This is a genomic window from Thermococcus sp., assembly GCF_027012695.1.
Taxonomy (GTDB): Archaea; Methanobacteriota_B; Thermococci; order Thermococcales; family Thermococcaceae; genus Thermococcus.
Genome location: NZ_JALUYR010000064.1, coordinates 1 through 25,776, shown reverse-complemented (window position 1 = coordinate 25,776; position 25,776 = coordinate 1). Strand labels below are relative to the sequence as shown.

Below are 25,776 nucleotides of genomic sequence, written 5' to 3'. Positions count from 1 at the left end.
GGCGGTGTGGACTTCGACTATGGCCTTAACATCGTCAAGTGTCGCCTTCCTGATAATCATCGCCCTCACCGAGGTAGCCAAACTTCCTCAGGATGTGGGTTACCGCCTCCGCTCCCCCGTCACCGTAGGGCTTCTCAGTCACGTAATCGGCCTTCTCCTTCAAACTGGCAGGGGCCTGGGCTATCGCCACGCGATAACCAACCACCCGGAATGCATCTAAATCGTTCTCCCCGTCTCCAACGTGCGCCACTTCGCTCGGTTTTATCCTGAGAAACTCGCAGGCCTTCTCGATTCCCGTCCCCTTGTTTATCCAGGGCTTTTTAACGTGGATTGCAAAGCCTGAGTCCACCGCTATAAGCTCAAGTCCAAGCTCCTTTATTATCTCCCGAACTACTTCCACGGGAACGGTTCTCCTCAGAACGAGGCCGGCTTTTCTCTCCATCATCGAGAAGCTGAGCTCCGCCTGGGGGTATCTCTTCTTCAGCTCGCTCCAGAGTATCCACTCCTCATCCATATCGGTTAGAAAAACGCGCTTCCTCATCGTCCCCTCTCCCTTTAGGGAAAGGGCTCCACCGTCTTCCGCTATTACCGGCCCGCTCGTGCCTATGAAAACCGCCGCGGCCTCAGCAAAGGGAACGGAATTTCCGGTGACGAGCATTACCGGGAGACCGAGGCTCTCGGCAAGCCTTATGGCCTTCAGGGCTTCAACGCTTATCCTCCTGTCGCGGTATGTAATCGTCCCGTCTATGTCGAGGGATATCGCCTTAATCCTCCTCATCGTTTCACCCAAAACGGGAATGAAGGGGCAGATATAAGGCTTTCTACACATTAATGGTCCTTCATAATCTCCCTCAGAACGCTCGTGGCGTAGACGCCCTTCGGCAGGAAGAAACGGAAGCACATGCCCGTGCCCGGGATGTAACCGTAGGTGAGCCCGAGAGGCCTTATGAGGAGCTCCCTCCGACCACCGGGTTCGGCCATCGGCTTCGGCAGTTTCCTGAAGGTTTCAAGGCTCAGGCCTTCCTCCTCAAGGATTTCCCTTTCAAGTTCCCCGGGAAGACCCCTCGCGCGTCTCATGGCGAAGCCGAACAGGGGGCCGGAAACCATCGCCCGGTTTTTCTTTATCTTTTCGTTAACGAAGTCCCTGTTTGTCTCCGTAACGCGGTAGGTTCTGTCGCGGTATGGGATGCCTCCCTTCACCTGAACGACGATGTCTCCAACGAGAGCCTCGTTGAGTGGAAGCTCCTCCATTCTTCGCGAGAGGTAGAGGTTGAAGAGGTAGCTCTGGTAGGCGTGGATGAAGATGCGCATCACCGGGAGTGGGAGGCTCAGAAAGGCCCGTTTCCAGCTCCCGGTTTTCCTGTAGGTGTAAAGCAACGTTCTTTCGTACCTCAGGAAGCGCGGGAACTCCTCAAGGGCCCTATCCACGTCGCCTGTTTCCCAGAAGTTTTTCCTGGCATCATCGCCCTCCATACTTCCATCGGCGTAGCCGAGAAAGAGCTTCGCCGCTTCATCAAACTTCCCCTGAAGTAGGAGCTTGCCGACAAGGTGATTCACAACGCGCCTCTCACCGAAGCGCTGGTAGCCGAAGTAATTCGGAAAGCCCCCTTTCTCACGAAGTTCGCCGACTATCTCCTTCGTCCTCTCAAAGGCCTTCTCATCGACGTCGCGGACGATTATCCTGAACCTGTTCCCAAGGAGGTGGCCGAGCTTGATGAAGCGACCGTAGGAGACGAACTTCAGCTCAACGTCCCTTATCTGAACGCCTTCAAACTTATCTTTGGCATCTGCCGGAACGCTGATGTACTGATACGTTACGGCGTGCCTGTCCTTGGTTCCGGCGAAGCCTATATCGCGGTGGCTTATTCCAGCGCGCTTCGCTATCTCCTTTATAGCCGTCATAGTGTCCCAGTTGCGCTTTTTCAGAAGGAAGATAGCGTACCTCTTCCCCTCAAAGACTGAAGGCAACGGCTCCTCGATAACCACGAAGTCCTCTGGAAAAGCCTTTATCCTTCCGCCTATCCCGGGCTTTTCACTCAGATAACCAAAGTGGGAGAAGAACTCGCGGTAGTCCACTTTAATCACCCACGATTTTCAAGAATTCCCGAAACGATTTGCACTTATTTTTCAGTTTCTTGAAATCAAGTTTGTCTACGTAGTCGGGCAAGTTATGTTTGGCGTATCCTTCACGCCGTTTCAGCTCGTCGGAGGGTTTTGTGGCCCAGTTGTATCCCAGGCTCCTGCATATCCACTCCTCAATTTCATACCCAAAGAGGAGGATTTTGACAGGCGTTTTGATATTTCTTGGGATATGTTTTTCCACGTCTCTTCTTCGGAACTTGTAGTTTGAGGGACCGTCTCCATCGTATACGAGGAGTATGAAATCCGGATTGGAAATCTCGGATGCACGGAGTATTTTTCCCAGCTTTGGATTACAGAGATAGGGGGCATGAATCGGGTTTTTCCTTCCTGAAAGCTTCTTTAACCTGATATCTGCCAGCCCCTCACTTCTTAGCCGGTTTAGGAGCCTCTTGAAAAACTCTCCCCCATATGCGTCTTCGGTTATTATGACGATCTCCCGAGCCATAGCTATCACTGTTCATCAATATCGAGCAACGAGCCGTAGAGCCAGCCCTCACTTAAAGTAATGCCCTTCTCGTTGAGGAACCTCTTGATTTTCTCGGGATCTTTGATCCTCACAAACCTGCTTTCTCCTTCAACTTTATCCACCAATATCAGGTCAGAAGGTTCTGTCATGTCAACAACTACTGGGGAGTGAGTTGTTATAATAACCTGGCTCTCACTCCCGCGGAGAACATCCAGAATTAATTCCAGGGTCTCCGGGTGGAGGGAGTTCTCTATCTCGTCTATCATCAGGAGGGGGGGCTTGAGGTAAGCGGCAGTAAGGATTGCAAGAGTCTTGTAGAAGCCGTCGGAGATGCTTGGAGGAGCGAGCTCCAGGTTTCCCTCAAAGACTTTCATCATGACCCTCCCATCCTCAGTCAGCTGGAAGAAAACTCTGGTGTTGGGAAAGGCTATGGAGATGGGCTTTGAGATTTCATCGGGCAGTTTTCCCTCACGGAGCCAGATGTTGTAGAGGAGGGGAACAAGGTTGGATGCGTCCTCAGAGAGGGCCCTCTCTTTGCGGGGGAATTTTGGAGTTCTTGCCTCCCTCAGGTTTGCACCCTTTAACACAAGGCAATTCACAAAGTTAAGAAATTCCCTGAGAAACACTGAAACAAGGGGATGCTTGTTTAAGGAAGGAGAGACTATGTACCCCTCTTTTTCATTGTATTTAAATTTGGTACCGCTGATGGGCATTATTCCGAATACTATGCTTGCAACCATTTGAAGGAACGATTCTTCGGGATTTTCCGGAATTAGAAGCTGGAACAAAGATTTATCCTTAGGTGCTTCAAGTTCCATTTTTGGCATAACTCCCGAGTGGACCTCTTTCAGCAACACAGAAGGAGTCTCAGTTATAACCCTGTAAAAGCTGGGAGAATACTCGGTTAACAGGTTAGAACCGGTCTTGATAAGCTTTAGGTACCCCTTAACCTCCAGAACCTCCCTCAGGATCCTGAAGCTCCCGCCGGTTCCGGTAAAGGTAGTCTCAAAATAGACATCGTGTCCATCAACGTCAAAGAGCATTCCAACGGTTATTGGCAACTCTTCCTTTCCACCCCATACCACGTTGTTGTATCCCCACCACTCGAGGAAGGGGTTGGTGTCTTTCTCAACGTATATCTTTCTCAAAAGTTTGAATACCTCAATGAGGTTGGTTTTCCCGGAGGCGTTTGGACCAACAAGGACGTTGAACTTACCGAGCTCGACTTCACAGTTTCTAAGGCTCTTGAAGTTCTTAACTATGAGCTTCTTCAGCCTCACACTCCCACCGAAAACGAAAACGGCAAACCGATTAAAAAGGCTTCTCTCACACCAGCTTCAGATGTCCGGTGACCTTATCTACCAGCTCCTCCGGGGCTGGACCAATCGCCAGAACCGTAATCGTTCCGGGGGGAATCTCGGTTAATCCGGCGTCCTTTATAAGCGCCGTCGGGATGCCGAGCTTCTCCGCCTCGGCCTTGAGCTTGAAGAGCTCCTCAAGGCTCTCCGCCTTGACGACGACCTTCTTCTGCCCCTCGTGGAACCAGGCCTTGAACCACTCCGGTCTCTCCTTCTGGGCCTTTATTGCCGCTGTGACCGCCCCGTGTGCTACCTGAACTGCAAACTTGCCCTTGCTGAGCTTTAAATCCTTCCTTGAAACGATGACCTGCTTGTACTTGAACATGACCCATCCCGGGAGCTTTAAGTGCGGCCTCTTTATAAACTTAAAGGGAGAAAAGGGGAAGGTTCAGAGGTTCTGGATCTCCTCCGGGAGCTCTTCTTCCTTCTTTGGCAATCCTCCGGGTCTGCGCTGCTTTCTCCTCTCCAGTTTCTCCCTGAGCTTTACAGCCTCGTCCCAGTACCGATAGGCAACTCCGGCTAGGGCGAGAGTAAGGACGAGAAGGAATATTGCCAGGGGCTTCCAGGGATTGCTTCTTTCCGGCAGGTACCTGAGTGAAACTTCAAGGAGCTTCTCGGCTAGAGGCTGGGGGTTTTCCATCTGGGCGAGGGTTCTGTTGACGTACTCCGGAAGCTCCTCCGGGGTGGGCCAGACCTTGACCTCCCTGATTATAACCCTGGGGGGTATGCTGTTTATGGTGACAAGGTTGCCGAGGTTGAGACTGTGCCGGTTGCCCAGAGGGTCGAGGTAGACAAGTACCGCCCGGACGTTCGTGAGGTTTTCTCCGATGACCTTGACATCGAGGCCAACAGTTTTTGCCTCGCCGGCCCTGACGGTTCCCACCTTAACGGTTTTCGGCCCATCAAGGGTCTCTGGTAAATCCAGGACGAGGGTGGCGTTCTTTATGAACTCAAAGTCCGGATTGTTTCCGGATGCGCGTATCTCGAACTTGAGCCTTACGGTGTCTCCAACCTTCGCGGTAACGTAGCTGGCCCAGGTCCCGTTGTAGGCCAGGCCCCGTACGTCTATCGCCGGAACCGCGTAGACCTTCACGCCGGTGAGGGGCTGGGAGTAGACAACCCTTTTCTTGCCCGTTTCGAGACTCTTGTCGTCGTAAAATGTTACGATGACCCGCCCTATCTCGAACTCGCCCACTTTGGTTGGCTTGAGGACGTAGATGAGCGCCGGCATGCTGGTGAAGGCCGGGAAGTTCTTGAGGGTCCAGCTCTTCGTCATGCTGACGAGCTCGAAATCGTCAGGTATTGGGGCGGCAACGTTGACGTCGTAGGCGTCGCCCCTCCCCAGGTTCTTGACGTTTATGGTTACCACCAGGTTGTCGTCGATCATTATCTCCTTCGGGATGGCATCTATGGTCACCAGTATGTTGGCAGGCCTTAGGATCGGAGTCACCTTGGCCCCTGCGGGCGCGTACACCATCACTTTGGCGCGGTGGTAGTCGGGTTCAACCTCCTGAACCGACAGTTTCAGAGGCGTTTCCGGGACGGGCTTCGGCAGGTCGCCGACGTTGAGAATCATGGTTCCGAGGCTCTGCTTGCCCCGGAGGATCTCGACGCTAACACCGATGGGAGTCACGGTTCTCAGGGAGATGTAGTAGGTGGTCCCGTTGATCTCCACCGGGAGCTTCTCACCTGTGTAGAGGATGTCGTTGTAGACCAGAACGGTCTGAACGGGTGTTTCCGGAGGTTTCTCCTCCTGGCCCTTTCGGATTATCTTGAAGTCCGTGGCTGCCACCCTGGGAACGTAAATATCAACCACGGCCGATTTGCCCTTTGTCACGTTTAGGACCCTCAGGTAGAGGTAGTTGGCGTAGTAGTGGTCCTGGTCGAGGCGGTAGCTCACGCCACCCCCATCGCCCTTCTCTATGACGAGGGTTCTGGTCTCTCCGTAGGGCAGGGTGATGCTGAAGGTGGCGTCGGTGCTTGAGGTCGAGACCAGCTTCACCTTTATGGGTGGAAGTCCCTCCGGCAGCGTCAGGCTCTCGCCGACGAGTAATTTCTTTCCACCCATTATCCGCTGGAGGGGGGATCTTATCTCCAGGAGCACTGCCTTGGTGCTGTGACCGATCCACTTGTAGACTGTGATGTTGAGGTATACGTTGTCGGCCGAGGGATATGCCCAGCTCTCGCCGTCCCTGAAGAGATGGCTGGCGGTCCCCTGGGGCCCGCGGACTTTTATAAAGAACTGGGTCATGTTGACGTTCGTGTCAACGAACTCTATCTCGAAGGGGCCCAGCTTTACCTTGTCACCGAGGTTCAGGTTTATTGAACCGGTTATGCTGGCACTTGGAATGCTGCTGGCGGATTTTACGGTATGAACCCCGGGTGTGATTGACAGAAACATTATACCGAGCAGGATTAGAGCAACGGCCTTTTTCATACCTAGCGCCTCCGAAACGGTTGGTTGGCTAATACCAAAATGGAAATGTGGTATAAAGGCGTTACGGTGTGAGCCTCCTCCTGTCCCTCGGGAAGAGTATGACCTCGCGGATATTGCCGAGGTCGAGCATCTGCTTTATCAGCCTCTCAGCTCCAAGGCCGAAGCCGCCGTGCGGTGGCATACCGTACCGAAAGGCCCTGAGGTAGAACTCGAAGTTGGCTGGATTGAGTCCCTTCTCCCTTATCTGCTCGACGAGGACGTCAAAGCGGTGTTCCCTCTGGCCTCCTGAGGTTATCTCAACACCGCGGTACTCAAGGTCGAAGGCCCTGCTGATCTCAGGCTTGTCGTCGTACTTCATGATGTAGAAGGGTTTGGCCTCGCTCGGATACCGGTAGAGGAAGTAGAGCGGCGCGTTCTCGTTTTCAAGCATGTACTTCCCGAGGAGCTTTTCTCCTTCAGTGTCTATGTCCTCGCCCCACTCCATCTTTTTGCCGAGGTCGGACAGGATTTCAAGGGCTTTATCGTAGCTCACGCGCGGGAAGGGCAGTTTTGGTTCTTCAAGCTCGAAGTTGAGCGTTTCAAGCTCCCTCACGTTGTGCTCGCGTACGTAGTTGATTGTGTAAGCGACCAGCCTCTCGAGGAGGTTCATTACCTCCTCCTCGTTCTCAATGAAGGCCATCTCAGCGTCGATGCTCCAGGCCTCGTTTAAATGTCTGGTCGTGTTGTGCTCCTCCGCTCTGAAGATCGGTGCTATCTCGTAGACCCTGTCCAGCCCGGAAGCCATCATCATCTGTTTGTAGAGCTGAGGACTCTGGGCTAAAAAGGCATCCCTCTCGAAGTATTTCATCGGAAACAGCTCGGTTCCGCCTTCGGTTGCCGTCGCTATGATCTTTGGCGTGTGTATCTCTATGAAGCCCTCGCCGTGGAAGAAGTCCCTTATGGCTTTGAATACACTCGAACGTATCCTGAATATTGCCATTACCTCGGGTCTTCTGAGGTCCATGAAGCGGTTGTCAAGCCTCGTATCGAGTTCCGCCTTAACTTTCCCCGTCGGGTCGAGGGGAAGAGGGCTTTCAGCCCTGTTGAGGATTTCAAGCTTCTCCGGCAGGATTTCAAAGCCGAGTTTCGCCTTGGGTGTGAAGTTGACGGTACCCTCAACGGCTACAACGTCCTCGCTGTTGAGCTTCGGGATGAGCTTGAACAGCTCGGGGTCAACTTTCTTCTTTGGCGCCGTTACCTGGACTATTCCCTCCCTGTCCCTTATCCAGAGGAACTTTATTCCACCCAGGTCCTTGATCTCCCATACCCAACCGGCAACTCTAACCCTCTGGCCGTTCAGCTCCTCCGTGATCTGGCTCGAATAGTGCGTCCTGTGCATCTCACCTACCTCCTCGGCAAACCTGTTGGGAAAGAAAAGGGGTTCAAATAAAGTTTATCCTTACCTCGGTTCCCGCTATCTGGGAAAGTATGTCCTCCAGGAGTTCCGGCTTTTCCGGGAGCTTCTTCCTGTCTCTGCCAAGAACGAGAACTTTGTAGTAGTTTCCACCGCCAGGCCTGTAAACCACGTTGACCCCAAAAACCCCCGCTGGGTAGAGAAGGTCGGTGGCGAGCTTCTTCAGGTCCTCGGTGTCCTTAACCTCGACGGCCTCTATAACCCTAACGCGCTTTCCTAGTTCTCTCATAAGGGCTTTTATGTTCTTGCCGCCCTTCCCTATGGCAATCGGAACGTCACCCCTGCCCACCATTATGACTATTAGATCCCCCGCCTCAACGGCCTTTTTGAACTCCATGTCCACGTCGCCCAGGAGCCTGTAAAGTAAGCGCGCCACTCTGACGTCAAGCTCCGAGATGATACCTTCCTGGAGCTTCTTCTCGTCGGCGGGACAGAGAATGTCGTCGGTCTTCAGACACACCTCACAGATTGGCGCCTTCATTCACTCACCTCCTCGCTGAAAAATGACACTGAACGGGCCAACCTTAATTCTGGAAGACGTTTAAAAAACTTGTTATGGGGGGATTAGACCTCTCCCACCATTTCCCTTTCCATCCGTTCGATGAACTCCCTGGTAAAGCGGTGTCTCTCCTCGGCGAGCCTCCTCCCGGTTTCCGTGTACATCAGATCCTTCAGCTTCAGTATCTTCTCCCTGAAGTGTTTTATCGAGTCTTCAATGCTCCTCCCGTGCTCTCCTGAGTACATAAAAACCCTCGCGATCCCGACCGCCCCCATCGCATCGAGCTTATCCGCATCGCTGAGTATCTTCGCCTCCAGGGTTTTTGGTTCGGGTCCCCTGGAGAAGCGGTGAGATTCTATGGCATGGACTACCGCCTCCACCTTCTCCTCCGGATAACCGAGCCCCCTGAGGAACCGTCTCGCTATCCTCGCGCCCTCGACCGCGTGATCCTCAACCTTTCCGGCGCTCTCGAGGGGCCTCGCGACGTCGTGGAGTAGCGCCGCCAGGGCTAGAACCTCGAGATCCGCCCCCTCTTTCCTCCCGATGTTGATGCAGAGGTTTAAAACGCGCTCAACGTGGGAAAATCCGTGGGTTCCCTCCCGTTCAAAGAAGGACCTCGCGAACTCCCGTGTTCTCTCTATGAGCTCCAGGCTCTTGGGATCTGTTATGGTCTCTAAACGTTCCACCTTATCACCCGAAGGGGGGATGGAGGGGGGATTAAAAGCCTTTCTCAATCCGCTGTTTTTCCCTGAGGAGCTCAAGTCCCTCCAGGAGAACGTCCCCATCCTCAACGGCATCGCCCGGCGAGAACTCCAGGGATCCTCTGGTGGTGTACTCCCCATCCCTGACGATTTTTCCCATCTCCCTCAACATCTCTTTCACTGCCCTATCGCCCCTCTCCCCTGAACCTGCCAGGGTTCTCGCGGCCTTTACACGGCCTTTTTCCACATAGATCCCCCAGGCCTTTGGGCCGTTTCTGACTTCAACATTACCCCTGTGTTCCCTGAGGAGGAGAAGCAGGGAGTTTATGTCTCTCTCCCCGGAGGTCCCTCTATCGTCCACCTCAACCCGGGCTGAAGGATGCTCTTCCAGTATCTCATCCACGTTTGCCTCGTAGATCTCCACCGCCTTTATCAGCCCTTTTCTCACTGCCGTGAGGATCTCGTTGAGTGCTTTCTCACCCTTCAGGACTTCCCCCTGAAGGATGTTCTCGGCTATGGCTCCGACTATCTCACCCTCCCGTACGAGGAGGTAGCCTCCCTTCAGGTCCGCCCCGTCCCGCCAGGCCACGTGAAGGTACCCTTCCCTGACTCTCCCCCCGAGATCCAGGGGATCACTGAAGCTTGTTACTACCTCCACGTACCTCCCATGGAGCATTCAGACCACCACCAAAACACAAAAGAAAAAGGCTCAAAGCATCGAGGCAACTTTCTGGGCGTTTCTCTTGAGGTAGATCCTGACGAGACCGAGGTTGACCCTGGGGTCTGTGATCACAGTCAGGACCGCGTTTTCACCGGCTTCGACCGTTATGATCTTGCCCTTTGGCGACTCCAGCGTCACCATATCTACTGCCTCCTCGTGAAATACTTCCTTAGATACGTTGAGGGCAGTACCGTAGATTGTCGCAACCATGGCGGCCACGTTTTCGACGTCGATAGTCCTGTCGCTGGCCTGTCCCTCGATGAGCAAACCGTCCTTACTGACTACCGCGACTCCCTTCACACCATCAACCCTCAGAAGGTCGGCAATAACGTTCTCAAACATTTCAATCACCCCAGTATGAGCATTTCAACCTCAACGTGCCTGTCGTGTACCCTTATGTCTTTTATCAGGACGTTTTTTCCGGAGAACTTCTTTATGGCCACGGCAATGGCGTTCGCCATGGGATAGAGCACCGGCTTCATTCCCTTTTTCTCGAGAAGCTGGAGGGCGTGGAGATCCATGGGGTTGTCGAGTTTTAGGGTCACTCTGTTTCCTTCGACGTCTATTTCACCCCTCTCGGCGAAGCCGAAGGTGTTTATCATCACGTCGGTGAATCTGTTGAGAAGCTCCTGGGGGTCGCCGCTGCCCTCGAAGTTCAGCCCGTACTCCTCCATCATTGCGTGGAGGAGCTCCTCCCCTATCGAGTTCCCGAGCCCCCTTGCACCGGCTCCGAGAACTTTATATATCCCGTACAGGATAAGATTGGTAACCTCGGTTGCCATTTCTTCAGACCTCTCATTCATTCTTTCCACAACCTTTGCCCCCTTCATAGGCATGTCACCATTTAAAGTTCTCTTCAATTTTTAAGTTTTTTCTATGTATTTAGCAGTTTTTCGAGATTATATGGAATTCTTATTTGATTATTGATTACATAACGTTCATGGAAATTTAACATTTGCCCCCAAATATTCGAATATTATTTCGTTAAAGTATTTAAGGCAAAAAACGAGCCCATATCTTATGGAACAGCCCTAACTCTATAAGCTGGTTTATAAGAGGGACCTATGAAACTGAAGGCAGGGGATATAGAAAAAATAAGACGATTAAGGAAAGAGGGGTTTAAAATAAGGGAGATCGCAGCAATGTTTGGGGTCTCTCCACGGAGAATACAGCAGGTTCTTAAGAATCCAGAACTCAAAGTACCGGGTAGAAAAAATACTGAAATTCCATCCGAAGCAAAGGATATGATAATCCAGCTGGGGAAAGAAGGGTATACCATTGACAGGATACAGGAGGCTCTTAAATTGGCCGGCTATTCTATCTCAAGGTACAAGGTGTGGAAACTTCTTAAAGAATACAGGGAAAACCAAACTTCCAAGGAGCTATCTGAATTCAGGAAGATTATTAAAAGCCATCGCCATACAGTCTATATTGGGATCATCCACCTTGGGGGGACCCAGAATAACTCTATAAAGCTTCTAATTCTTCTCAAGGTTCCCGAATGCCAAACTCTCTCCTGTGAAACATTCGATTCCATCTCTCTTAAAAAGGTTATACAGATATTTGATATGTGTGTTTTGCAATATCAATGCAAACCCGATTTAGTTGTGTTGTCCCCCGTACCGCCCCTAGTTCCGACCAAAGGTTCAGAGAATAGACTCATACGTCATCTAACGAAAATAGGAGTGAAATATGTATGGTTCCCGAAAACTCTTAAAAAAACTTACGAGCGAGAAATTAAGAAAGTCAAAAAACTTTTTAAATCTCAATATAGTTGTTCTCAAGGCCTAATAACATTAATTGAGGAAATGTGTAAAAGGTTCTACGGGGTGTCCGATTATGAAGGTGTTGACAAGGATACGTAGTTTTTTAAGGGCTAAAAGCTCGGAGGAGATACAGGATTTTGAAGACTTCCTGCTGAAGCGATACGGCTTCGATAGGTATCTTTACGCCACCTCCGAGGGCCTGCCCATAATGGGAAACTTCAGCGGTTACGAAACGCTCTCCGCCAAGGTTCCCGAGATGTTCAAGATCCTCTCGGATCTGGAGGAGTCCGATACGTACATCGTTCGCGGGAAGGGGAGAATCCATCTCCTCATACGGATTACCCCCGAGGTTCTCCTTCTGGCCGAGACTAGGAAGGAGCCGTCTCCCCCTGAAATCAACGAGCTCATAGCCCGGACGAGGGAGGAGCTGGGACTCTAGTGGTTCCATTCCTCCAGCTCACTATCTCTTGGAGAAGTCCCACCAGGGTGGCATGGATCTCCACGGGGATCCCGTCAACTCCCAGCTTCCTTTCCCCTGTAACACCGTCTACGAGGCCCCTCTCAACCAGCGAGCCGATTATGGCCCTCTCGTCCCAGTTTTCGAGCAGGTTTCTACCGGTTTTCATTGAGGCCAGGGCAACCAGTCCATAGGCCCCCCAGTTCGAAACGGCGGAGAGTATTAGCTCGTCTGTCTCAACGACGCTCGCTATCTTCTCTCCGTGGGGAACGTACCGTTCTATGAGCTCCCTTATTCTACCCATCCCGGCCTCGTTACCCCCATCGCCTATCCCTATCGTGGGGATACCCAGTTCCCTGGCCTCAATTACAGTTCCGTCAAAGGATTCCCTCCCTATCTCCAGCCCCCTCATTGAGTAGTACTTCCCGTCGGCGGCCCTTCCGGGGGTTTCGACCGCGATCACGAGGGAATATCTACCTACGTCCGGACTCTTCACGAAGTTGATCCCGAAGGGCCTTAGGGCGTTCATCACCTCAGGGTACGTCAGGATTTCGGCCCTTCCCCCGAGGAGCTCCACGGCCCCCGCGAGGGCGACTGCACCGGGTGGTCCATCCGTTTCCGGGGTCATGGAGGGCGGTATTGGGAACCCCGTAATGATGAGGATCCTCTCCAGGTTGTTGAGGAAGGTCTCCACGGAACTGGTTAGAAAGCCGGGGTTCCTCTTCCGGTAATCAAGGTAAACCGGTAGAAGCCCCCTGTCCCCGGCGTCGGTGTTGATCAGGTGGGCTATCATGCTCACTCCTCGTAGACGACTATTCTCACCCTCTTCCCCTTTATGGCTTCCTTGAGCCTCCACCACAGCTCGGTCGGTTGCTCGCTCCTGTGGATCAGCTCATGGCCGTTTTCCAGTCTGACCTTCTTCTCCCTGTACTTCACAAAAACGCCGCTTTCGTTGAATATTTCCTTCATTTTGCACCCCCCAGGATCTTTTTCAGCTCGTGAAGGGTTCTTATTTCATAATCGGCCATATGATAGCCATTTTCTCCGTTACGGTTTATCCAGACCGCGATCATCCCGACGTTCTTCGCACCGTAGACGTCCTGGCTGAGGGAGTCTCCCACCATCGTGGATTTTTCGGGTCTGACCCCCAGGGATTCAAGGGCGTGGATGAAGATTCTTGGATCGGGTTTGATTGCCTTAACCTCCTCCCTCGTGACGACCACGTCGAAGTAGTCTAGCAAACCGGTGAGCCTTAACTTGAGCCTCTGATAGGCGGGTCCGCTCGTGATGACCCCCAGCCTGTAGCCCTCGTCTCTGAGCCGCTCCAGGGCTGGAACCGTGTCCGGGTAAACGTGGAGCTTGTGTGGATACCTTTCGAGCAGGTCCTCGTACCTGATGTCGATGCCGAAGAGCTTGAAGAAGAAGTTCCAGTCGTGCCACTCGTAGGTGTCCCTCCTGCGGAAGATCTCCCTTAGAAAGCGCTCCCTGGCACTCTCCCTGTCTATCCCAAGCTTCTTCGAGAGCCTCTCGTAGACCTGCGGCAGAAAGAGCTCGATGAGGGGCATCTCGCTCAGCAGGGTTCCGTCAATGTCGAAGAACACCGCCTCCATGGTATCACCACTTCTTCACCAGCAGCGCCAGTATCTCAACCTTTCCCCCGAGGTTACCGTCCGTAACGATGCCCCATATGACATCCTTCTCCGAGAGTATCTGCTGGAACCTCCTCAGAATCTCGTGGGCGTCCCGCAGCGGGAAATCCTCCCCGACGAGTATGCCTATAAGACCGCGCTCCCACACCCCCCAGTGCCAGCCGAAGTCCACCTTCCTGAGGATTCTCAGTATTCCAACGTTGCCACCCTTTATAATGTTGAACAGGTCCGCGTAGTCTATGTTCACCAGCATCTGGGTTTCCAGGTAGTAGTAGAGCCTCGAGAACATCGCCGCTATCTCCTCGGAGGCCAGCTGAAAGGCCCGCTGGAGGGGGACATCCTCCTGCATAAAGTCCCACAGGGAGTCGTAGAACACGGTCTCAAAATCCCCTGCCCAGGGGGGCTTTTCTTCGTGGATGAGTTCCCTCCGGGGGGTGAGGACGTAGGCAAGCTTTATGGTATCGGAGGGAACGCTTTCGAGGATAAGCTCCCTCATCTCGTGGTTGACCCCGCTGTCCTCGAAGACGAGCCAGAGGAAGGTGTTCCCGGGAAGGGAAGAGAAGAAGTTCCTCAGCCTCTCGACGTATCGCTGGTGGCTCGGGAGGAGGTAGTAGGCCGGGTTCACCGTCACCTTAACGATCCCATCGGCAGTTATGCTGTCGACTATCCTAGCCCCGGTGCCACCAATCCCAACGAAAACGTGGGTAAAGGACCTCATCGGGACACCCAAAGGGAAAGGGAGGGGAACTTCATATCCTTTTCGGTTCACTCGAGGGTGGCGTGCTTCCGCTTCATGTCCTTCTCCGTCTTCTGGAAGGTGGCCATGAGGAGGGCTATCACCCCGTCCAGGAACACCATCGTCGAGTCCTCGAAGAGGGTGCCCATCGGGGCTATCCACTTGTACTTGGTGAGCATCTGCCTCGCTATGTAGTCGGTCGGAACGTCGGTCTTCGTCCTTCCAGGTATCTCAACGACAACGTCCGCGAGCTTTCCAAGGGTCGAGTTGGAGTAGGAGGTTATCGCGACGACCTTTCCCCCCTGGGCCCTCGCTATCTGGGCCGCATCAACGATGCTCTTGGTTTCTCCGGAACCGCTGATGGCTATGAGGAGGTCACCCGGCTCGAAGGCCGGCGTTATCGTCTCACCGACGACGTAGACGTTGAAGTCGAGGTGCATGAGCCTCATCGCGAAGGCCTTTCCAACCAAACCGCTCCTTCCCGCGCCGTAGATGAATATCTTGTTTGCCCCTATCATGGCATCAACGAAACCGCGAACCTGCTCGAGTTTGAGCCTCTCGGCAACGCTGTTGATATGATCCGTTATATCCGTCATGGCCTTCCGTATGGTCATCATGTACTCGTCCCAGAAGAGGTCGATTATCCTCCTCGTGACGTCTTCGGGATCCTTCGCCTTCGTAATGGCACCGCCAACGATTATTATCGTCGCACCGAGTTCAACGACCTTGGGGATGGTCTGAAGGTTCAGACCACCGGCTACTGCCACAGGGACGCTCACCGCTTTAACGACCTTCTCGAGGTCCTCAAGGGGGCTTTTACCCTGAACCTGCTCATCTATGCCGGTGTGGACGAGTATGTAGTGAACGCCCATCTTCTCGAGTTCCTTCGCGCGCTTCACCTTGTCTTTGACGCCGATGAGATCCACCATAACCCTGATTCCATACCTTCTGGCGACTTCAACGGCATCGAGGATAGTCTTGTCATCGGCAACACCGAGGATAGAAACGACATCCGCACCGTGCCTGGCCGCCATCTCGACTTCCAGGGCACCGGTGTCCATAGTCTTCAGATCTGCAACGATCTTCCTGTCAGGGAAGCGTCTCTTCATGAGCTCGACCGCGCGCATTCCCTCCTTCTTAATGAGCGGGGTTCCGACCTCAAGCCAGTGAGCACCGCCGCGTGCAGCCTTCTCGGCGATAGAAATGGCCTGTTCAATATCAGTAAGGTCAAGGGCAACCTGGAGTATCATGGCGAAACCTCCGAAGGTTTTTCGATTTAACCTCCTGTTGCTACTTTTTAAACTTTGGCTCCGGCGATTAACACAGAAATGTCTAAGGAATTCGCCAAGGTTTAAAAGGCCGGAGGGCAAACCGGAGCGGTGGAATGGAATGGTAACGTTCATTCCCTTCGGCGAAAAGCCAAACCGCGATGGTGTTCTTTACGTTCTCCAGCTGCTGAAAAGAAACAAGCTCATAGACGACTACGTTATCGTCGAATCCAGCAGGGTTGAACTGCTCGCCGGAAGAATTCCGCAGGACAGGGCCTACATCGTCGGAGAGCACCTGGCAACCTACGGCATAGTGGAGAAGCTCAGACCGTCATCCCTTATCAGCGTTGATGCGCACACCGATTTAATGCACGACTACCTGGACCACGGCTCCTGGCTGGCCTACGCCCTCGAGGAGCGCTTTGTAAACCGGGCGGTTGTCATGGCCCCCGTCCTCATGATACCCACCACCGAGCGGACCCAGCTCTGGACGAGGCGCGTTAAGGTTTTCCCCGCTCTGCTGAGGAGCAGGAAAGTGCGCGGCAGGTGGAGGGCCTACAAGAACCTCCAGACGAACGATTTGCTTGAGATACTCGATGAGGCCAAGAAGTACTTGGGGGAGGAGGTATACCTCACCGTCGACCTTGACGTTTTGAGACCGGAGTACAAGATAGCCCGCTTCCAGCATGGGGAACTTACCCTCGAGGAGCTGCTTGAACTTCTGGAAGGAATAAAGGATAACTTTAAGATAACCTCCTTCGATATCGCGGAGATTTCCGACAGGATACGGCGCTCTCGCCTCGGAAAGAAGGCCTTCGTCGAGGTTTTCCAGCTGCTGATGGGGTGATTCGATGAAGAAAGGCCCGACGGAGTGGGAGATGAAAAACGTTATAATGCCCCTCATGCTCTCCGGCGCGAAGATGCTCGACCGACACTGCCCCAAGTGCGGCTCACCGCTCTTTGAGAAGGACGGCAGGGTCTTCTGCCCGGTGTGCGAGTACAGGGAGAAGCAGAAAAGGAGAGAGATGAAGGGCGTAGAGGAGAAGTTGAGGGAGAAGCTCAATGAACTGGCCAGCTCACTGCCCGATAACATCGACGAGCTGGAGAAACACTTAAGGGCAATGGAGCGGATAATGGAGGTGCTGGAGCGTTATAGAAAACTGGAGGGTGAAAAATGAAGAACGTGAGGGTTCTCAAGGCTCTGGAAGACGGTCCGAAGACCATCGAGGAGATAGCCGAGAAAACGGGCATAAAGCCGATGGAGGTAAGGCGCTATTTGCTCCGCTTTACTGAGCAGGGGAAGGTCGAGAGCTACCGGAGGGAAGGGAAGCTCTTCTGGAAGATCAGAGAAAAGAGCGAGAAGGAAGAGGAGTTCAAGTACGTATGAACTCTTTTTTGGGGCCATCTGACCTCTTCCCCGCCCTGAAGGGCGAGACTTTCGATAGAGAAATGTAAGGGGGAGAAAAATCAGGCCTTCTGGGCCTTCTCCCAGTACTCGTTGAATTTGTTCTGGAAGAGGTCCCTGACCCTGAAGTCCTTGATCCAGACCTGGGTCTCATAGTTGAAGTAGCGAGCCGCCATGTCCTCGAGGGCGAAGAAGACCTCGTCGTCACAGATGAGCATCGGAAGCTCGAACTTGTCGAGGACCTTGAGCTCGAGCTTGCCGTCCTTGTAGTAGTCCATGATCTTCGAGTTGTCGAGCCTCTGGAGGACGTTGGGGGTGACTATTATCTTGGCCTTGGCGCCGCGGTCTATGGCCTTCGTGATATCATTCTCGAGGTTTATGGCTATGTAACCGTCGTCCGCCAGGAGTATCTGCTCCTTAACGTCCTCGAACATCTCCCTGGTCTTAAGCGTGGCGTTCCTGATTCCGCGGACGACCCAGACCTTCTCGACGCCGTACTTCGGGATCTCGGTCTCTATGAGGGGCCTCATGAGCTGGAGGAGTTCCTCCTTGGCCTTCTTCTTGGCCTCGAGTTCCTCCTTGACGCGCTCCTGCCATTCCTGGATGAACTTCTCGAGAATGTTCTCCGGGTGAACGGGCCTGTACTTGTTGACCTTGCCCGGCTGGCTTATGGCGAATCCCTTCTTCTCGAGGCTCCTGAGGACGTCGTAGGTCCTCGGCGCCGGAACCTCCGAAACGCTCGCCAGCTCCGCCGGGGTGAGGACGCCGAAGCCCACCAGTGCCACGTACGCCCTCGCCTCGTAGAGGTTCAACTCAAAGTGCTCCTGAAGGAGCTCAACCATCTTGTCCTTAACCATCTTTACCACCACCCCATTTTCTAATTCACATTGCGGGTTCGGGCCCTATAAAGTTTTTCCCAAGGTGTTAAGTGTTGGAAATTATGGGGCCTTCAAAAGGCGCAATCACTCCCCCCAATGTTAGGAGGATTGCGCCTTCGTACAACAGCATTACTATTTATGGATTTTAAACTTTTTGGCTTCCCCATCTGGTGGAGTTTAAACTGTAACCGTATGCTCGGACTGAGATGAGAATATGGGCAGAAAAAGGGGAGATGTTATGTCATGATGTCCGCCTGGTTTTCCTGATATAACGCAGTATCTCCTCGTAGAGCGATTCTATAACCCTCTGGTAGTAAATCTTTCCGGCCTCCACCATGTCCATTATCTCCTCCAGTTCCCTGGTCTTTTCCTCGCTCACGAGCTCGCGGTACCTGCTCATGAGGTAGTGGTAGACCCTGATCCCCAGCTCCGTCGGAATGAGTTTCTTCCTTCCACGGGTCTCTATGACGTAGAAGCGTTTCAGAAGGGTTTCTACGATTTTTGCGTAGGTGGATGGCCGGCCTATTCTCCTCTCCTTCATCAGCGCTATGATATCTCCCTGGGTATACAGGGAAACCTTCGGCGCCTTCCACTTCTTTGCCTCGACGACCCTCAGCCTCTCCCCCTCTTTGAGTTTCGGCAGTTTCCTGAAGGGGGGTGAGCGCAACCGCGTCCAGCCGTCGTATATCACCTCGACGTAGCCCTCCAGCTCCACCTTTCCGATGGAGGCGTTGATGACCGCCCGTTCCATCAGGAGTTTCGCCGCCCTCATCTCGCTGGTCATGAAACGCCTGAATATCATGTCATACAGGCGGTAGTGGTTCCTCGTGAGGTTTTTTGGTACCTGGATTATTCCGTCGCGTATGAGCTGCATCAATCTGCCGGTGTCCACAGGTCTCGTGGGTCTTATCGCCTCGTGGGTTCCCTCCTCACCCCAGTGCCTCGGGTGGAAGTAGTCCTCCCCTATCTCCTGGGTTATGTACTCCTTTGCTATTTCTATTCCCGTGTTGCTGACGTGGGTTGAGTCCGTTCTGTGGTATGTGATGAGACCCATTTCGAAGAGGTCCTGTGCCAATCTCATCGTCTCCGGTGCGGAAAGTTTCAGGAAGGTTGAGGCGTCCTTCAGCATGGCATCGGTGGTGTAGGGTGGACTTGGATTGACCTCCCTCTCCTCAAGCTGAACCTCCTCAACCGTGACGTACTCCGGCGGCTTAACGTTCTTCCCGTCTTTGCCTATTTCAACCGTCACCTGGAGGCCGTTCTCAAGGGTTAGGCCGAGGAAGTAGGTTTCGCTCTCCCTGAACTCTTTATAACGCTTGATTATCCAGCCGAGGACAGGGGTTTGAACCCTTCCGGCGGAGAGGTTTCTGTTCTCAAAGACGCGCTGGAGTTCCTGACTGAGCTCGAAGCCTATCCACCTGTCCTCTATCCTCCTTACGATCTGGGCCTCGACCCGGTTCTCGTTGACGTCCCTGGCCTCCTGGATGGCGCGGAGTATGGCGGGTCTCGTAACCTCGTGGAACTCTATGCGCTTGATGTTGGGCGTGTAGGGACTGAGAACGTTCCTTATGTCCCAGGCTATCTTCTCACCCTCTGTATCAGGATCGGTGGCGATGAGAATCTCGTCCACCTCCTGGGCCAGTTCACGCATTGCTTTAACGTTGGTCAGGGCATCGCGCACGTTAGTTGAACCACAGCGCGGGCAAACCCCCCTGTTCTCCCAGTCAACGAACTGATAGCCGCAGTCGCGGCAGCGCTTGATGGTGTCATAAACCGGAATGAACCTGAGGCCTTCCTCCGTTCCCTCGATGAGAACTCCATGGTAGCCTTCGTTCGTCACGAGATCGAACATATGCCCGCCACTTGCCAGGATCGTCAGCATCATGTTGCCTATGCTCACCTCGTAAGCGACCAGATCGCCGATCCTCGTCTTGCTGGGTTTGCCGAAGAAGTTCGCTATGGTTCTCGCCTTGTTGGGACTCTCGACTATCATGAGGGCTGATTTAACGAGGTCCTTCACCTTTGAGCTTATCTTGCCCTCCATCACCAGTCTAACCTTCTCCCTGTCCTCGTCGATCTGCCTGAGAATCTCCTCGAGGTTAAGTTCTTCGAAGGGAACCATCCTGAACTCGGTGAAGCGCCAGCGCATCTGCCTCACGAGACCGTTGAAGACCTTCTCGTTGTCCACCAGGAGAACGCTCAAACCTTTGGTGATTCCACCGGCGAAGAGCCTGCTCGTTCTTCCAGTTGCCTGGATGTAGGTTTTAACGTCCGGTATCTCGATGTACCACCTGCCATTTTCCTCGGTCAGACTCACGAATGGATCCTCGGCGAGCTTTCTCAGAACCTCCTCGTCGTGGAGAACCCTCCTCAGAAACTCCACCAGCTCCCTGAAAACGTTCAGAACCGTCTTGTGAAAGTCGTTCTCTATTGGCAGGCCCTCAGCTAAAGCTTCCTCTATCTTCATGAGCTCAAACTGCGGTATGTTCCGTATGAGCCTCCTTAAGCGGGCGTGGAGCTTTTCGGCCTGCTTCCTATCCTCGTCGCTCAGGAAGTCCATTATCTCGCCCAGCAGACCCAAAGCCCTGTATATGGTCGGCCTCTCAAGGTCTATGCTAAAGCGGAACTTCGGCACGCCGGTGAAGACCGCGTAGCGTATGAGGTGGGGTAAATCCAGACCCCTGACTATCGAACCGTAGTAGGTCGCGACCCCCACGAGGTAGTCAGCTTCCCCCTTCTCAAAGCGCTCTATAGCTTTTCTGTTCTTCGAGCTTGCCAGCTCAACCCTGAAGCCCCTCTCCCGGAGATAGTTTACAAGCTCCTCCGCGTAGCTCAAACCCTGGTCCACCGGAACGAAGATCAGACCCCCTCTGCCGAGCATCGTCAGGAGTTCTTCCACGTGCTCCTTGACGTCTTTGGTCGGCTTCAGGTAGCTGTCCACGACGTTCCTGAGGGCACTTCTTCCGGAACCAACCTCAAAACCGAGGAGCTCGCGGTAGAGCTTTATCCTGTCGCCCCGCGCACTTCCGGTTGCGGAGGCTATGATCATTATTCCGATCCGATTCCTTCTCTTGAACTCCTCTATCTCGCGCTGGAGCCTCTCTATGGCCTCGTTTAGTTCCCGCAGCTTCTCCTCCCTATCCTCCGACCTGCTGTTAAGGTACCTGGACATCTGCTTCTTCAGGCGAATTATCTCCCAGGCCTTCTGAATGATTTCCTCGGTAAAACCGAGCAGATAGAGGGAGCGGTCTATGTTCTTGCTCGCCTTGAGGAAGGCATCAACGTCATCAACGAAGATGAAGTCGAAGTGCCTGCCCTTGAGCACCTCGTCGAACTTCCTAGCGAGCCACTGGGCGCTGGTGACGAGGATATCGTAATCCCCCCCTGTTATCCTGGCGAGCATCTCCTCCTTCTCCTTCTTCCGGAGGTTGCCGTGGTAGTAGGCGAGGTTGATATCAACGCCGGCCCTCCCGGCTATGGCCTGGATTTTCCTGACCGTCTGGACAACCAGCGGCGTCGTCGGGACGACTATGTAGCTCTTCTTGCCCTTTGTTGCATGCCAGACGGCCATGAAGGCCCCGAAGGTGCTCTTGCCCATGCCGGTTGGGGCTATGATGGAGAAGCTCCTCCCCTTGAGGAGTCTCTTCACCCACGTCCTCTGGGCGCTCCAGAAGGTGAAGCCCGTGGCCCTCTCGAAGAAAGCCTCAACCTCGCGGAGGTTCTTCTCGAGGGAATAAATACGCTCCCACTCTTTGAGCGTGCCCCTCGACCGGAGGGCCTCCCGGACGGCCGTGACAAGCTCGAAATAGGAATCGGCGTGAACCGGATTATCGAGACAGTCATCGCAGGGGTTCTTATTCACAAGCCTCTCGTCGGAGATTTTACCGAGGCAGTTCGGGCACATCTCCCGATAGATCGCCTTCATTTTCCCACCCTCTAATTCCTACTCTCGGGAGGAGGGGATTTATAAGGGTTTTTCAAAGGACGACTCAAGCGCCCTGAGTTCGTCCTCAAGCTTTTTCGAGAGCTCGTAATCCTCGAAGACGTGAACGTACTCATCGAGAACCTCCCGGAGAATATGAAGTGCCTCCTTCCTTCCGGTCAGAGCCACGAGCTTCAAGGCCCGCCTAAAGAGCCTCGCGACCTCGCTACCGCTCTCATCTGTGCTCACGGCAAAGCGAAGCTCCTTCAGCGTAACGTCGAGAGCCAGCTCAGGGACCTCGCTCAGAAACTCCATGGCAACGGCCTCGGGAAAGAGCTCGGCATGTCCCTCAAAGGTCTCGAAGTAGAAGCCCTTCTCATGGGCCTTCATAACGGCAGCGACGTGCTTGCAGTCCCCGCCCAGGGGACAGGTGCAGCCGTTTCCCCCGGTTTCGAGGTCCAGCTCGACGTAATAAGGATACGTCCCGAGGACCTTGGAGAACAGCTTGCTCCCGTGCTTGACGACCCAGAGAACCTTGCCGGATCTGTAATAGCGCTCGCCCTTCCTGAGGGTCTTCTCGTCCATGGCCATCGGTGTGGCTTTCTCGGGCCGGCTTTAAGCCTTTCGGACGAAAGCGTTTTATCTTCCCGACACTAGTTGCTCCGGTGATGAAGATGGACGTTTTTGAACTCGCCAGGAGATACCACGATGAGCTCGACATAAAGGAGCCGAGCATGGCAACGATGGCGGCCGAGCTCTTCGATGACCTCGGTTTGAAGATGGCGAAGTTTCTGAGGGACGAGGGCTACGCGATCATAGGCACGAAGTTCATCGACTACGACAAAAGCCTCGTCCTGGACATAACAAAGGGAGAAAAGAGGTTCGAGATAACGCTCAGGAAGAGCTAATACCTGCTCTCGTAGTCGAAGACTATCTCCTTCTTTTCGCCCGGCTTGAGCGTCACCCTGAACTCCACGTAGCTGGCAGTCTCGTCGATTGGCTGGACGCTCGACGTTATTATTTTCCCCCACTTGTGGTGTCTGACGATGACCGTCTTCGTCTCGTTGCCGAAGTTCTGGAGGGTTATCTTCACCTTGTAGTAGGAGTAGCCATCTCCGCTCCTTTGCTCGAGTATCGTGGTGGTACCTTTAAGGTCGTAGTCCCTGCCGATGCCTATCCTAACAGTGTCGCCCTTGGGCGTGTGCTCTATGGAGTTCTCGCCGATGAGCAGGTTCCCATCCTCCGTTTCGCGGTAGATCTCAACGGTTCCCGCCGGGAGGACTTTGTCGGTTTTGAATGATATTGATTCGTAGACCGGCCTCTCGCCGTTCCCGGCCCAGCTCTCGTAGAGGTACTCGCGCTGGTACGGGGCCTCAATGGTCACGTAGGGGTACATCATGGTGCTCGAGGGATTGAGGTCCACTATTCCGAGCTTATACAGGTAGAACGCCTCGACCTTCTGCGGCTCACCAATCTGGACGGTCTCTGCAGAGGCCGCTTTGGCATATAGGACGCGCGGCTGCGGGAGGGCCCGGTGGAGCTGAACGTCGCCGGCAACGAGGAGAACCTTCGCGCCCTTGAACTCCTGGGCGGTGGGGTTGTTGAGAACGACGTAGCCGTAGAGCTTCGCGTTGTCACCTATGTAGAGCTTGTACCTGCTCTCCCAGCTCATGTTCGCCATCCTATAGGTTACGCTGATGTTGTACTTTCCGGCCTTGTCCGCCTGCAGAACCGCGTAGACACTTGCCTTCCCCTCGAGGTTCTTGGCCTTGAAGTATGAAACCTCACCCGGGTTTATCAGGTAGTAGCCGTCGCCCTCGACCGCTATCTTCCCGTTTTTAAAGCCGAGGAACTTGCCCTTGATTACGTCCCCGCTCCTCAGCTTTATCTCCACCTCGCTACCAACGTTCGCCGAGTAAACGTCGCCCTTCGAACCCCTGCTGAAGACGCCGAGAACCTGAACCCCATCATTGAGGGGCCTTATCGTGACCTCAGCTATGTTGAGCCCGGCCAGCTCGTCGAGCGGAACCTCGTTAAGGCCGGCCTTGAGTTCGAACTCCTTCGTCTCCTCGATCACGCCGATCTTAGCTGAGTTGTAGAGGACAACGGTGGTGTCGCTTGCAATGGCTTTCTCACCCTGGAAGGAAAAGGCCGACAGAACTATCAGCAGGGCCGCCCCGACCCCCGCAATAAGCTTCTTCTTCATGAAAATCACCCGTAACTACTAGGGCAAGGGGGTATTTATAACCGGGCCATCGATTCAACCCCGCCTGAAACGAAAACCGGCGAATGGAAACCCTTTTAACCGCCCGGGGCTACTCCCAACCGTCAGGCTTACGGGGTGATGGTTATGGACAGGATTGAAAAGGCAAGGAGAATAATTGAAAAGGCCAAGGCCGAGAACAGGCCGCTAGTCGAGCCCGAAGCTAAGGAGATTCTCAGGCTCTATGGCATCCCGGTTCCGGATTTTAGGGTTGCGACCACCGAGGAGGAAGCTGTAAAGTTCGCCAGGGAGATCGGCTATCCAGTGGTTATGAAAATCGTCTCCCCGCAGATCATCCACAAGAGCGACGCAGGTGGAGTTAAGATAAACATCAAGAACGATGAGGAGGCGAGAAAGGCCTTCAGGGAGATAATGGAGAACGCGAGGAAGTACAAGCCCGACGCAGACCTCTGGGGTGTCATAATATACAAGATGCTCCCGCTCGGCAAGGAAGTTATAGTCGGTATGATACGCGACCCGCAGTTCGGTCCGGCCATAATGTTCGGCCTCGGTGGAATCTTCGTTGAGATACTCAAGGACGTCTCCTTCCGCGTTGCACCTATAACGAAGGAGGAAGCCCTCGAAATGATAAAGGAGATAAAGGCCTACCCGATCCTCGCCGGAGCGCGCGGTGAGAAGCCCGTTGATATAGACGCCCTCGCTGACATAATCGTCAAGGTCGGTGAGCTTTCCCTCGAACTTCCGGAGATAAGGGAGCTTGACATCAACCCGATCTTCGCCTATGAGAAGGGTGCTGTTGCCGTTGATGCTAGAATGCTTCTCTGAATCCTTTTCTTTCCTTCCATCTGAAACGCGATCGTTGTTTCCAATCTCCTTCTCGTGGTAGGATTTTCCAATCATCCGTCCGAAAGAAATATAAACCCCTATGCCCTATTTGATGTGATCTTCGGGGTGGTACCTTGCGCTTTGCAATAAGGTTGAAACCCGATCGGGAACCATACAGGGTGCCCTTCAACCACCTTCACTACCTCCAGGGACTGATCTATCACCGGATCGGAAACGTCAACCCTGATCTGAGCCTCAGGCTCCACTCTCCCAAGGTTCCAAAGCTCTTCACCTACTCCCTTTTCATGACGGAGGGAAGGGAGATCGCCGGCGGAAAGCCCTACTTCAATGGCCACGGAATGGGCTACTTCTATTTCTCAACCGCCGTTCCGGAGATAGCCGAGGCGTTCATCGGGGGACTGCTCCAGAAACCCCGGGTAAAGCTGTGGAACGAGGATTTTACCGTCGAAGAAATCCGGGCAGTGGCGGAACCTCCGGTTCTCAACGGAAGAAAGTTCGTGACGCTCTCACCAATAGCTGTGACGGCCAGGAGAATTCAGTTTGGGAAACCGCGGTCCTACGATCTGGCCCCAACTGATCCCGAGTTCTACGATCGTATCAGGGAGAACCTCATCGATAAGTACACTTCCCTAACCGGAAAGCCGCCGGAAAGCGATGAGCTTGAGATCGATGTAATCCTCGCCAAGCCAAAGCGCTTCCAGGTGAAGCCCGGCATCTTCCAGAGGGCGTGGCACCTCGTTTTCAGGGCCCGGGGCGATGAAGGTTTGCTAAGAGTGGGCTATCTTGCTGGTTTTGGAGAGAAGAACTCAATAGGCTTCGGGATGGTGAAGGTTGATGGGCGAAGAAGA

29 protein-coding genes are annotated in these 25,776 nt (G+C 53.7%); 8 read left to right on the top strand and 21 right to left on the bottom strand.

Going from position 1 to position 25,776, the window contains the following annotated elements; genetic code table 11:
* Window positions 1-34 precede the first annotated feature (34 nt).
* From MV985_RS05615 to MV985_RS05560, 12 genes are all read right to left on the bottom strand, one after another.
* Window positions 35-778 carry a phosphoglycolate phosphatase gene (locus tag MV985_RS05615; protein ID WP_297464179.1) on the bottom strand — a complete coding sequence of 248 codons (744 nt, stop codon included), beginning with the start codon at window positions 776-778 and terminating at the stop codon, window positions 35-37.
* A gap of 50 nt (window positions 779-828) precedes the next feature.
* Window positions 829-2,076: a tRNA pseudouridine(13) synthase TruD gene (truD, locus tag MV985_RS05610; RefSeq protein WP_297464177.1), complete on the bottom strand. Its 1,248-nt coding sequence runs from the start codon at window positions 2,074-2,076 to the stop codon at window positions 829-831.
* Between the two features lies 1 nt (window position 2,077).
* A complete protein-coding gene (locus MV985_RS05605) occupies window positions 2,078-2,587 on the bottom strand; it encodes a hypothetical protein (RefSeq protein WP_297464175.1) in 510 nt (169 codons plus the stop codon).
* Window positions 2,588-2,592: 5 nt separating this feature from the next.
* A complete protein-coding gene (locus MV985_RS05600; protein ID WP_297464173.1) occupies window positions 2,593-3,888 on the bottom strand; it encodes an AAA family ATPase in 1,296 nt (431 codons plus the stop codon).
* A gap of 46 nt (window positions 3,889-3,934) precedes the next feature.
* Entirely contained in the window at window positions 3,935-4,291 is a 357-nt protein-coding gene (pth2, locus tag MV985_RS05595; RefSeq protein ID WP_297464172.1) for a peptidyl-tRNA hydrolase Pth2, read from the bottom strand.
* Window positions 4,292-4,354: 63 nt separating this feature from the next.
* Entirely contained in the window at window positions 4,355-6,403 is a 2,049-nt protein-coding gene (locus tag MV985_RS05590) for a BatD family protein (protein ID WP_297464171.1), read from the bottom strand.
* A gap of 61 nt (window positions 6,404-6,464) precedes the next feature.
* Window positions 6,465-7,781 (bottom strand): aspartate--tRNA(Asn) ligase, encoded by a 1,317-nt coding sequence (gene aspS / locus MV985_RS05585; protein ID WP_297464170.1) that lies wholly within the window; start codon window positions 7,779-7,781, stop codon window positions 6,465-6,467.
* A gap of 43 nt (window positions 7,782-7,824) precedes the next feature.
* Window positions 7,825-8,337, bottom strand: coding sequence for a KH domain-containing protein (locus MV985_RS05580; RefSeq protein WP_297464168.1), 513 nt, complete (start codon window positions 8,335-8,337; stop codon window positions 7,825-7,827).
* A gap of 83 nt (window positions 8,338-8,420) precedes the next feature.
* Window positions 8,421-9,041: an HD domain-containing protein gene (locus MV985_RS05575; protein ID WP_297464166.1), complete on the bottom strand. Its 621-nt coding sequence runs from the start codon at window positions 9,039-9,041 to the stop codon at window positions 8,421-8,423.
* Window positions 9,042-9,072: 31 nt separating this feature from the next.
* Entirely contained in the window at window positions 9,073-9,732 is a 660-nt protein-coding gene (locus MV985_RS05570; RefSeq protein WP_297464164.1) for a DUF2226 domain-containing protein, read from the bottom strand.
* A 33-nt stretch (window positions 9,733-9,765) separates the two neighbouring features.
* Window positions 9,766-10,119, bottom strand: a complete 354-nt coding sequence (locus MV985_RS05565) for a roadblock/LC7 domain-containing protein (RefSeq protein WP_297464162.1) — start codon at window positions 10,117-10,119, stop codon at window positions 9,766-9,768.
* A gap of 5 nt (window positions 10,120-10,124) precedes the next feature.
* Window positions 10,125-10,613, bottom strand: a complete 489-nt coding sequence (locus tag MV985_RS05560; protein WP_297464160.1) for a hypothetical protein — start codon at window positions 10,611-10,613, stop codon at window positions 10,125-10,127.
* 228 nt (window positions 10,614-10,841) lie between these two features.
* Here MV985_RS05560 and MV985_RS05555 point away from each other — a divergent pair, with 228 nt between their 5' ends.
* Both MV985_RS05555 and MV985_RS05550 read left to right on the top strand, forming a co-directional pair.
* Complete coding sequence (locus tag MV985_RS05555; RefSeq protein ID WP_297464158.1) at window positions 10,842-11,642, top strand: hypothetical protein; 801 nt, start codon at window positions 10,842-10,844, stop codon at window positions 11,640-11,642.
* Entirely contained in the window at window positions 11,617-11,982 is a 366-nt protein-coding gene (locus tag MV985_RS05550; RefSeq protein WP_297464156.1) for a hypothetical protein, read from the top strand. Before MV985_RS05555 ends, MV985_RS05550 begins: the two co-directional genes overlap by 26 nt.
* On the opposite strand, the gene MV985_RS05545 is transcribed toward MV985_RS05550, so the two are convergent.
* Genes MV985_RS05545 through hxlAB form a run of 5 tightly spaced genes read right to left on the bottom strand, consistent with a single transcriptional unit; the run spans window position 11,948 to window position 15,635 of the window.
* Window positions 11,948-12,793 carry a glutamate cyclase domain-containing protein gene (locus MV985_RS05545; protein WP_297464155.1) on the bottom strand — a complete coding sequence of 282 codons (846 nt, stop codon included), beginning with the start codon at window positions 12,791-12,793 and terminating at the stop codon, window positions 11,948-11,950. The two genes, MV985_RS05550 and MV985_RS05545, sit on opposite strands and share 35 nt — an antisense overlap.
* Window positions 12,794-12,795: 2 nt before the next feature.
* On the bottom strand, window positions 12,796-12,969 hold the full coding sequence (locus MV985_RS05540) for a hypothetical protein (RefSeq protein ID WP_297464153.1): 174 nt from the start codon (window positions 12,967-12,969) through the stop codon (window positions 12,796-12,798).
* The gene (locus MV985_RS05535; RefSeq protein ID WP_297464151.1) at window positions 12,966-13,610 is read right to left on the bottom strand and encodes a TIGR02253 family HAD-type hydrolase; all 645 of its coding nucleotides are present in this window, start codon (window positions 13,608-13,610) and stop codon (window positions 12,966-12,968) included. The genes MV985_RS05540 and MV985_RS05535 overlap by 4 nt, the downstream gene beginning before the upstream one ends.
* Before the next feature lie 4 nt (window positions 13,611-13,614).
* A complete protein-coding gene (locus MV985_RS05530; RefSeq protein ID WP_297464149.1) occupies window positions 13,615-14,367 on the bottom strand; it encodes a hypothetical protein in 753 nt (250 codons plus the stop codon).
* A 47-nt stretch (window positions 14,368-14,414) separates the two neighbouring features.
* Window positions 14,415-15,635, bottom strand: a complete 1,221-nt coding sequence (gene hxlAB, locus MV985_RS05525; protein WP_297464147.1) for a bifunctional 3-hexulose-6-phosphate synthase/6-phospho-3-hexuloisomerase — start codon at window positions 15,633-15,635, stop codon at window positions 14,415-14,417.
* Between the two features lie 139 nt (window positions 15,636-15,774).
* On the opposite strand from hxlAB, the gene MV985_RS05520 reads away from it, so the two are divergent.
* The 3 genes from MV985_RS05520 to MV985_RS05510 are packed head-to-tail and all read left to right on the top strand — an operon-like array spanning window position 15,775 to window position 17,040.
* Window positions 15,775-16,500, top strand: coding sequence for an arginase family protein (locus MV985_RS05520; protein WP_297464145.1), 726 nt, complete (start codon window positions 15,775-15,777; stop codon window positions 16,498-16,500).
* A gap of 4 nt (window positions 16,501-16,504) precedes the next feature.
* Window positions 16,505-16,831: an Sjogren's syndrome/scleroderma autoantigen 1 family protein gene (locus MV985_RS05515; protein ID WP_297464143.1), complete on the top strand. Its 327-nt coding sequence runs from the start codon at window positions 16,505-16,507 to the stop codon at window positions 16,829-16,831.
* Entirely contained in the window at window positions 16,828-17,040 is a 213-nt protein-coding gene (locus tag MV985_RS05510; RefSeq protein WP_297464141.1) for a helix-turn-helix domain-containing protein, read from the top strand. The genes MV985_RS05515 and MV985_RS05510 overlap by 4 nt, the downstream gene beginning before the upstream one ends.
* A gap of 80 nt (window positions 17,041-17,120) precedes the next feature.
* Here MV985_RS05510 and trmBL2 read toward each other — a convergent pair whose 3' ends face one another.
* The 3 genes from trmBL2 to MV985_RS05495 all read right to left on the bottom strand — a co-directional run bounded on the left by trmBL2 (window position 17,121) and on the right by MV985_RS05495 (window position 22,449).
* Entirely contained in the window at window positions 17,121-17,915 is a 795-nt protein-coding gene (gene trmBL2, locus MV985_RS05505) for an HTH-type transcriptional regulator TrmBL2 (protein ID WP_297464187.1), read from the bottom strand.
* A gap of 262 nt (window positions 17,916-18,177) precedes the next feature.
* A complete protein-coding gene (rgy, locus tag MV985_RS05500) occupies window positions 18,178-21,861 on the bottom strand; it encodes a reverse gyrase (protein ID WP_297464139.1) in 3,684 nt (1,227 codons plus the stop codon).
* Between the two features lie 39 nt (window positions 21,862-21,900).
* The gene (locus MV985_RS05495) at window positions 21,901-22,449 is read right to left on the bottom strand and encodes an SWIM zinc finger family protein (RefSeq protein WP_366085240.1); all 549 of its coding nucleotides are present in this window, start codon (window positions 22,447-22,449) and stop codon (window positions 21,901-21,903) included.
* 83 nt (window positions 22,450-22,532) lie between these two features.
* On the opposite strand from MV985_RS05495, the gene MV985_RS05490 reads away from it, so the two are divergent.
* The gene (locus MV985_RS05490) at window positions 22,533-22,766 is read left to right on the top strand and encodes a hypothetical protein (protein WP_297464183.1); all 234 of its coding nucleotides are present in this window, start codon (window positions 22,533-22,535) and stop codon (window positions 22,764-22,766) included.
* On the opposite strand, the gene MV985_RS05485 is transcribed toward MV985_RS05490, so the two are convergent.
* Complete coding sequence (locus MV985_RS05485; protein ID WP_297464137.1) at window positions 22,763-24,064, bottom strand: DUF4139 domain-containing protein; 1,302 nt, start codon at window positions 24,062-24,064, stop codon at window positions 22,763-22,765. The two genes, MV985_RS05490 and MV985_RS05485, sit on opposite strands and share 4 nt — an antisense overlap.
* Window positions 24,065-24,208: 144 nt before the next feature.
* Here MV985_RS05485 and MV985_RS05480 point away from each other — a divergent pair, with 144 nt between their 5' ends.
* A complete protein-coding gene (locus MV985_RS05480) occupies window positions 24,209-24,907 on the top strand; it encodes an acetate--CoA ligase family protein (RefSeq protein ID WP_297464181.1) in 699 nt (232 codons plus the stop codon).
* Between the two features lie 134 nt (window positions 24,908-25,041).
* The coding region (gene cas6 / locus MV985_RS05475; protein ID WP_297464135.1) for a CRISPR-associated endoribonuclease Cas6 at window positions 25,042-25,776 on the top strand (735 nt) is incomplete at its 3' end.